Origin of the sequence: uncultured Chloroflexus sp., from assembly GCF_937951745.1 — a bacterium.
In the GTDB taxonomy this organism is placed as follows: domain Bacteria; phylum Chloroflexota; class Chloroflexia; order Chloroflexales; family Chloroflexaceae; genus Chloroflexus.
Genome location: NZ_CALFBQ010000020.1, coordinates 36,676 through 44,431 on the forward strand (window position 1 = coordinate 36,676; position 7,756 = coordinate 44,431).

General features: G+C 59.3%; 7 protein-coding genes and 3 tRNA genes. 6 read left to right on the top strand and 4 right to left on the bottom strand.

Annotated features, from left to right (window positions below; translation table 11 throughout):
- Positions 1–130: 130 nt before the first annotated feature.
- On the top strand, positions 131–3,346 hold the full coding sequence (locus Q1A59_RS06460) for a DUF6519 domain-containing protein (protein ID WP_298405774.1): 3,216 nt from the start codon (positions 131–133) through the stop codon (positions 3,344–3,346).
- Positions 3,347–3,535: 189 nt separating this feature from the next.
- Here Q1A59_RS06460 and Q1A59_RS06465 read toward each other — a convergent pair whose 3' ends face one another.
- From Q1A59_RS06465 to Q1A59_RS06475, 3 genes are all read right to left on the bottom strand, one after another.
- On the bottom strand, positions 3,536–4,054 hold the full coding sequence (locus Q1A59_RS06465; protein ID WP_298405776.1) for an adenylyltransferase/cytidyltransferase family protein: 519 nt from the start codon (positions 4,052–4,054) through the stop codon (positions 3,536–3,538).
- Between the two features lie 170 nt (positions 4,055–4,224).
- Positions 4,225–4,611 carry a hypothetical protein gene (locus Q1A59_RS06470; protein WP_298405778.1) on the bottom strand — a complete coding sequence of 129 codons (387 nt, stop codon included), beginning with the start codon at positions 4,609–4,611 and terminating at the stop codon, positions 4,225–4,227.
- 71 nt (positions 4,612–4,682) lie between these two features.
- Positions 4,683–6,089: a glucose-6-phosphate isomerase gene (locus Q1A59_RS06475; protein WP_298405780.1), complete on the bottom strand. Its 1,407-nt coding sequence runs from the start codon at positions 6,087–6,089 to the stop codon at positions 4,683–4,685.
- A 185-nt stretch (positions 6,090–6,274) separates the two neighbouring features.
- Between Q1A59_RS06475 and Q1A59_RS06480 the strand changes: the two genes are divergently transcribed.
- Positions 6,275–6,610, top strand: coding sequence for a cupin domain-containing protein (locus tag Q1A59_RS06480; RefSeq protein WP_298405782.1), 336 nt, complete (start codon positions 6,275–6,277; stop codon positions 6,608–6,610).
- Positions 6,611–6,691: 81 nt separating this feature from the next.
- On the opposite strand, the gene Q1A59_RS06485 is transcribed toward Q1A59_RS06480, so the two are convergent.
- Positions 6,692–7,009 carry a hypothetical protein gene (locus tag Q1A59_RS06485; RefSeq protein ID WP_299644457.1) on the bottom strand — a complete coding sequence of 106 codons (318 nt, stop codon included), beginning with the start codon at positions 7,007–7,009 and terminating at the stop codon, positions 6,692–6,694.
- 196 nt (positions 7,010–7,205) lie between these two features.
- Here Q1A59_RS06485 and Q1A59_RS06490 point away from each other — a divergent pair.
- From Q1A59_RS06490 to Q1A59_RS06505, 4 genes are all read left to right on the top strand, one after another.
- A tRNA-Thr gene (locus tag Q1A59_RS06490) sits at positions 7,206–7,281 on the top strand.
- A 12-nt stretch (positions 7,282–7,293) separates the two neighbouring features.
- Positions 7,294–7,379 (top strand) — tRNA-Tyr (locus Q1A59_RS06495).
- 41 nt (positions 7,380–7,420) lie between these two features.
- Positions 7,421–7,496, top strand: a tRNA-Thr gene (locus Q1A59_RS06500).
- 107 nt (positions 7,497–7,603) lie between these two features.
- On the top strand, positions 7,604–7,756 hold a 153-nt coding region (locus tag Q1A59_RS06505; RefSeq protein ID WP_299644460.1), incomplete at its 3' end, for a GTP-binding protein.

Consider the following 7,756-nt stretch of genomic DNA (forward strand, 5'->3'; position numbering starts at 1 on the left):
GTGAGTATGGCTTCTTTTATCACCCAACAAAACCCTCTGCGCCCTTTGCACCGTTACGTTATCACCCTTCGCGCCGTTGCCCGCTTTGCCTCTCTGCCTCGTTTGTGCCTCTACCCTAAAGGAGCTTTGTATGCGCGGTGATTTCACCCGATGGACATTCGACCGCACGAGACACTACAGTAGCGTGCTCAACCAACAGGGGCGTGTCGCCCTCGATGCTGATTGGAACGAGCAAATCGCGATCGAACTCAACGATGAGCGCGTGGCTCGCGCTGATTTGATCGGTCTGTGTGGTGGCCCGCAGGGCCAAGCCGGCTTCGACATTGTTGTCGCCGGCAGCATGCTCAACATCACCGCCGGTCGCTACTACGTCGCCGGCATCCGCGTCGAGAACGAGCAGACGGTCGCTATCACCGCTCAACCTGATCTGCCCGTCACAACCCTAACGCAGGTGGCTAGTTTGGCCGCCAATGCAACGCTGCCTGCCGGGGTTTACCTTGCCTACCTTGATGTCTGGGAGCGCCACGTGACCGCGCTCGAAGACGCCAACCTCCGCGAAGTTGCCCTCGGCGGTCCCGACACCACGACCCGCTTGCAGGTGATGGCACAGGTTAAGCTGTTGCGCGTCGGCGATCCCGGTGCCACCCTCGATTGCGCCTCGCCCAATGCGGCGTGGGATGCGTTACTGGTCGGGAGCAGCGGCATGCTCGAAGCCCGCGCCGAGCCTGATCCGGCCGTCAATGATCCCTGCGTCGTACCGGCCCAAGCCGGCTTTCGCGGGCTAGAAAATCAGCTCTACCGCGTTGAAGTGCATCGGATCGTTTCAGCTACCCGCATCGCGCTCAAGTGGTCGCGCGAAAATGGTTCGGTAGCAGTTGGCTGGATCGGGCAAGATCCGCTTAATCCCAATCGCTTGACTGTCGCTAGCATTGGTCGCGACGAGGTGTTGGGCCTCGCACCCAACCAGTGGGTCGAGCTAACCGACGATGCGCGTGACAAGTGGAGCGAATCGGGTCTGCTGGTCAAGTTGCTGCAAGTTGAAGGCAATGTTGTCACTATCGATCCGGGCGGGCAAACGATCGCGTATAGCACGTTCGGTCCCAACCCCAAACTGCGTCGTTGGGATATGCCTGCCGATACCGGCGAGGTGATCGTTACCACTAATGCGGCGACGTGGACCGACCTCGAACAAGGGGTGCAGATCCGGCTCAAGAACGGTACGTTCCGCCCCGGCGACTACTGGCTCATTCCGGCCCGCGCCATCACCGGCGATATCGAGTGGCCGCGCTCTGGCAACCAACCGGTGCCGCAGCGTCCGCACGGCATCCACCACGCCTATTGCAAATTAGCTCTGCTCGACTTTAATGGTAGCGGATGGACGAAACGCAACGATTGTCGCCGGCTCTTTCCGCCTCTGACGGAGCTGATCCAGTTCTATGCCATCGGTGGCGATGGTCAAGAGGCGCTGCCCGGCGCGACCCTCACCCAACCGCTGCAAGTGGCTGTTACCAACGGCCAGCAACCGGTGAACACGGCTCGCGTGCGCTTTCGGATGGTGCCTCAAACTGCTGCCGGCCAGCTCTCTGCTGGCGGTGTCACCGGCAAGAGTGTTGATGTGACTGCCGGCACAAACGGTATTTACGCGTGCCAGTGGCAACTTGGTCCCACTGTCCAGAACCAGCGTGTCGAAGCCTTCTTGGTCGAGATCGATGGCAAGCCGTTCCTTGATAGCGCCGGCGAACCGGTCTTGCCGCGCGTCTTCTTCAACGCCAACCTCAGCCGCGCCAGCCATGTCGCCTATGATCCCGGCATGTGTCCCGATCTGGCCAATGCCCGCACCGTCCAAGAGGCGCTTGACATCCTTTGCCAGCGGCCCCGTGGCGGCGGCTGTTGCGTGAGCATCGGCGACGGCGGCGATTTTCCCAATCTCGAAACGGCTCTCAAAGAGCTGCTCGCTCGTGGCGAACGCCGCATCTGTCTCTGCTTGCGCGCTGGCCGTCACGCTGCCGGGAGTATCCGTCTCGAGCCGGCGCTCGCTAACGATCCGTTCGTACTCGAAATCAAAGGCTGTGGCCCGGCCACTAGTGTGCGCCTCGGCGGCCCGCTATTCCTGAGCGGACTTGATTCGGTTGTGCTGCGTAATCTCACGCTCGACATCGCCTTCATCCCAGAAGCCGGGACGGCGGCCCTCTCGTTTGATCGTTGCCTGCGGGTGATCATTGCCGATTGCGCGATCAGTGGCCTCACTCTGCCGGGCCGGCTCAACCAAGCGCAATTCATTGATGGCAGTGCTCTCGTTGCTATCACCGGCGGCGACGATGTGCGGCTGAGCGGCAATACCTTCACCGCGGCAGTGCCCGAGCGCACCTTCCGGCCGTTGCACAATCTGTTCGCTAAAGCCCAAATCACGCTGCTCGCCGATCTCTTCGCCGATGAGCGATTGGCACTTGCGCCGGAATGGCGCGAGCCGGCGGTCAAGGCCGCGGTGGAACTAGCCCAACTGACGCTTGATCAACGCGCGCTTTTGCTCCGCGAATTGCAAGCTCCCCTCCGGGAAATGATAGGGTCATCTCCCCTTGCCGAGTTCCTCCAACTCCGCAAGCTGGAATTTGCCCTCAATCAAGCCGAAGCCAACACCGTTGCGCTGATCGACATCCTGTTCGATCTGCGCGCCGCTGCGGTCAAATCTCGTCCCGGCACCGCGCTTATGCTTCATCAGCGGCGCGCCGTCGACGAAGAGAACCTCGGCGCGATCGTCGATCTGCTCGACGAGGACGATATGGTGGTGCTCGAACACAATCGCATTGACGGCGTCGTTAGCCTGTATGGCATGCCCGCGCCGGTTGAACTGGTTGCGTCACGCGTCGCCAATCTGCTCCAGCTCGATCGACAACCCAACGCACCGGGCGGCTCGCGGATGGCGATCAATACAGCCTATATGGGTACCGTTCAGCTTCGTAGCAACCATCTGGTTAGATTGAGCATTGGGTTTGCGTTATTAGAAGATATCTTGCGTCAATCTGACGGTGAGGCAACCTTTGCTTTGAACGATGATGTGTGCGCGCGTCTGTTGCTTGATGGCAACGTTATCGAGGGAGTAGCGAACCTAACACTGAGCCGGAATGTGATTGTGCAGGCTAATACCTTCACCGCTATGGCTGCTCCAAGTGGTCGTTTGAACGTTACCACCGTTGCAGGAGTGGCTGTTTCGTTCCTAGGCTGGTGCCTCGCCGATGCTGCAACATTCATTGGTAATCACGGATCGGGCCAAGCTCAAAACGCAAGCCTGTTTGATATTTCGCGTTTTGCTGAACGGGCAGCGAATTTGCAGATTCAGATTGTCTGAATAGGGTTGAGGTAAGGGGGCCAAAATCGTTCTTGGCTGATCTGTGCCCTATCTTTTCCGAGTTTGTGCTGATCGGTGACTAATGGCTGGTGCATGGGTCACGGATGGGCACGGATGTGACGGATATTCACGGATCACACATTACATCCATCCCGATCCGGGTCAATCCGTGGCTTTCCACATTTGTCGCTACACCCTGCTGCCGTACCGCGCCACAATCCGTTCGATCAACCGGGTTGTGGCGTGACCATCATGAAACGGCAATAACCGCACCTCGCCGCCGCGTTCGCGTGCAATTCGCGCTTCCGGCAAGCGGGCTTCGTCGATGGCAGCGCCGTGCCCGTAATCACCGCCCTTCACGTACACATCAGGCGCGAGCGCCGCTACCACTGCCTCAGCAGTGCGTTCGGCAAAGATCGTCACTGCGTCAACGCAGCGCAACGCAGCGATGATCGCGGCGCGTTCCGCTGCCGGTACAATCGGGCGCAGCGGTCCTTTGAGCTGTTGGGTGGATTCGTCGCTGTTAATCGCTACGATCAGCCGATCACCTAGCTCGCGCGCTGCCGTTAGATAGTTCACATGACCGATATGCAACAGATCAAACACCCCATTCGTTAGCACTACCTTCAAGTCGGCAGCGCGCCATTCGGCGCGCAAGGCGGCTAATTCGGTGAGAGGGTAGATTGGTAATGGGGGTGGGTGATCCATCACGATGCCTCTCTGTATTTGTGCGCAGGGAGTCTCTTGTCATTGTGAAGGCGCTATGCACCCGCAGCAATCCTCCCTATCAGCGGGATGCCTGCCTAGCCTTGTCGCCCCTGCTGTCATTGTGCCGTGGGGTTCAAGTCTGTGCGCGCTCTGCGACCTTGGCGCTCCGCTTACTTCCGTTCCCGAAACGGCGAGGTGAGCGGTAACCCAATCCAAAACAGCACCGCCAGCGCCAGCACAATCCCGCACACGACCACAATCTGGTCGGCATTCAATGGCGCGCCGGTCAGTAAGGCAACACCCAGAAATCCGCCCATAGGCACAATGGTCTGCACCGGTGCCAGCCGGGTGGCATGCTTCCAATCGCCATAGCGCAGCCGTTCGCTGGCACTGCGCCCGATTACGGTGCCCACCGTCCCGATTAGCGCCCACAAAAACGCGGCGATGAAGATGCTCCATGCCCGTGATGCCCACCAGAAGGCGCTGCCGCCGATCAAGCCGATCACGGCGCATACCGCTGATGATACCCACAATGGGGGTGAGAACCATGTGGACATAATCATATCCTTGTGATTGGGTGGTGGAGCCGCACGGTCGTGCGGAGCCGCACAGCCATGCGGCTCTACGATCACACCACCCACCGCGAATCTAACGCTTGCGCCCGCGCCGCGATCGCGACCCGCCGCTCTTCAAACCCGCGCCGGCCTAACAACGCATACGTGTTGATCTTGCCTGCCTCAACGCCGGGCTGGTCGAAGGCGTTGATATCGTATAACTCGCCGGCAATCGCCGTCTGCATCTCCATCAACATGATGAACTGGCCGAGCGTAAAGGCGTTGATCTCAGGGAAGATGTGGGTCATATTCGGCTGGCCGGCCTCGCTCAACGCAATCGCTGTGGCCTGCTGCTCGGCTTGGATCAGCTCGGCCATGGTGTGTCCACCCAGATAACTCACCCCTTCCAAATCAGCATACGCTGTCGGAATTGGTGCATCGTCAGCATACCGTTCGACCGCGATGAAGTTAATCAGCTTGTCATATGGCCCTTCCATATAAAGCTGAACTTGCGAATGCTGATCGGTTGCGCCAAGCGCCTTGACCGGTGTCTGCCCGACTCGTGCTGGCTTTCCTTGCCGGTCAACCGCTTTCCCTAAACTCTCGGCCCACAACTGGGCAAACCAATCGGCCACATCGCGTAGCCGGTTGGCGTAGGGCATCATCACCACAATCGGCTTGCCTTTGCGGAAGCAAAGGTAGTTGACCAGCGCACCCAATGCTGCCGGGTTGCGCAATGGATCAGGATTAGCCGCTCGTTCGCCTCCGTAAGCCGCGCCGGCCAACAGCTCACGGAGATTGACCCCCGTCATCGCTGCCGAGAGCAAACCAACCGCGGTCAACACCGAGAAGCGCCCACCCACTTTCGGCGGCAAGTCGAACATTGTCCACCCCTCGCGTTGCCCAATCTGGCGCAAGAAACCGCTGCTGGGGTCGGTAGTCAGCACGATGTGATCGCCGAGCTTTTCTTCGCCAACCGTCTCAACCAGCGCCTGCCGAAAGTACAGGAACGAAGCCATCGTCTCGGCGGTGGTGCCGCTCTTGCTAATCACGTTAAACATCGTGCGCCGTAGATCAAGCATACGGAGCGCGCTGGCGTTCAGTTCCGGGTCGGAATTATCCAACACCAGCAACTGCGGCCAACCGCGCTGTTCGCGCGGCAAGAGATTGTAAAACGGCCCGTTGATAGCGGTCTGCACCGCGATATTGCCTAGCGCCGAGCCGCCAATTCCCAGCACCACAAACGTGTCGATCCGGTCGCGGTGCGCGGCGGCAAACTGTTCGAACGGCGTTACGTCTTGTTCGGGTAACAACGGCCAACCAAGTTCCTCGCGCCGGCGCTGCACCGCCGCGATCGCCTCGGCAGCCCGCGCCGCTGCGGCCTCCAACTCCGCCGGAGTAAGACCGTTCGGCCCGAACACATTATTCACGTCCAACCGGATCCGTTGCGTTTCTCGCCAACCTGCATCCTCGTGGCGCATACGGTTCTCCTTAGGTTGTCATCAAAGCGTATCCCCTGCACGGACACAGCGCCGCTACGTCCTCTGGCGAAGGGCCATACGCCGCCTTGCCCCCTCAGTATAACATCTCTGCTGGCCCGCTCCGGCTTGCGTTCATGCGGCAGCAACGGTAAGATGGGATTGATCAGCTTGAAAGGAGATATGCGATGCTTACTGCCCAGACCGCCGATATCAAGAGTTTCATGATCGGTGCGATGACACTGCGTCCATTTGCCGGCAATGAATTGATGGCGGTGCGGATCGATGCGCCCAAAGGGGCGGTCGCGCCGGCCCACAGCCATCCCCACGAGCAGATGACGTTGGTCGTCACCGGACGTTTGCGCTTTCGGGTAGGTGAAGAATGGCGTGAACTCGGCCCACTCGACATTGTCCATATTCCCGGTGGGGTCGAGCACGAAGCAGTGATGGAAGAGGATGCAACCTTCTTTGACATCTTCCATCCGGTGCGTGCCGATCTGTTGCAGCGACAAGCCGAGGCATAAGTGAGGTTTCTGGCGCTTGCTAGACAAATGTCGCAGGACTGCTCTGCTGCTCTTATCGGCTGTCATTGCTGAGCTAGGATGCTAACCGTTCGTTTGTTTTCGCGCCGCTGCATACTCTTCAGCGGTAATAATCTGACCGCCGATAACCTCTTGGCTCATGAGGCGGCGCCGGCGGTCAAACCGCAACTCAGCGGTCATCAGCCGGAAACAGCGGTCGTCCATCAGTTCCTTGCGGATCCAATAGCCGGCTGGCTCTTCGCGATCATCATATTCGACCGACAAATCATTGTAAAGATTAATGCGTGTCTGCACCACTGCGCCACACCGCGCGCAGCGCGCGTGCAGCAACAGAAAAGGGGCCTCTTCCGCCTGCCCAAACAATCGCCGCAGCCATTGCATCGCTTCGCTCCCGTGCCCTTTGCTTATCGATGCAATTCATCATAGCGCACAAGCTGCTGGCCGGCAAATGGCCCGCCAACGGCGTTTTGCCCTTGTTGAAGCGCAGCGGAACTGCGAACCGAATCCCATTTGCACAAAACCGCAGATTGTGCTAGAATGCACTGCGCTGAGCGATGGCTCGACGCTGTCGGTACGCGCCGGCGTAGCTCAATTGGCAGAGCAGCGGTTTTGTAAACCGCCGGTTCAGGGTTCAAGTCCCTGCGTCGGCTCCATCGCAACGAAATGGGTCGGTACCGAAGTGGCCAAACGGGGCGGTCTGTAAAATCGCTGGCTTACGCCTTCGCAGGTTCGAATCCTGCCCGGCCCACCACAATCGAATAGAGAAGCGCTAGCGCAACTCTATTCGTGTATGCCTACGTAGCTCAGTCGGTAGAGCACGTCTTTGGTAAAGACGAGGTCACGGGTTCAAGTCCCGTCGTAGGCTCCAGCCGACTATAGCGGCGAGCTGAGCGCGAAGCTCGTCCGGCTGCTCGTGCCAGTCCTGTTGGCACGAGCGGCATCTTTTCGCGCATTGTCTTAAGGAGCAAGAAATCCATGGCCAAGCAAAAATTCGAGCGGACGAAACCGCATATTAACGTCGGCACCATCGGCCACGTCGACCACGGTAAGACGACGCTGACGGCGGCAATTACCAAGGTGCTCTCGCTGAAGGGCGCCGCCCAGTTTATGGCTTACGACCAGATCGAC

Coding starts and splice junctions, on each gene's coding strand:
- Q1A59_RS06460 (WP_298405774.1), top strand. CDS start 131: ATGCGCGGTGATTTCACCCGATGGACATTCGACCGCACGAGACACTAC.
- Q1A59_RS06465 (WP_298405776.1), bottom strand. CDS start 4,054: ATGGATCACCCACCCCCATTACCAATCTACCCTCTCACCGAATTAGCC.
- Q1A59_RS06470 (WP_298405778.1), bottom strand. CDS start 4,611: ATGTCCACATGGTTCTCACCCCCATTGTGGGTATCATCAGCGGTATGC.
- Q1A59_RS06475 (WP_298405780.1), bottom strand. CDS start 6,089: ATGCGCCACGAGGATGCAGGTTGGCGAGAAACGCAACGGATCCGGTTG.
- Q1A59_RS06480 (WP_298405782.1), top strand. CDS start 6,275: ATGCTTACTGCCCAGACCGCCGATATCAAGAGTTTCATGATCGGTGCG.
- Q1A59_RS06485 (WP_299644457.1), bottom strand. CDS start 7,009: ATGCAATGGCTGCGGCGATTGTTTGGGCAGGCGGAAGAGGCCCCTTTT.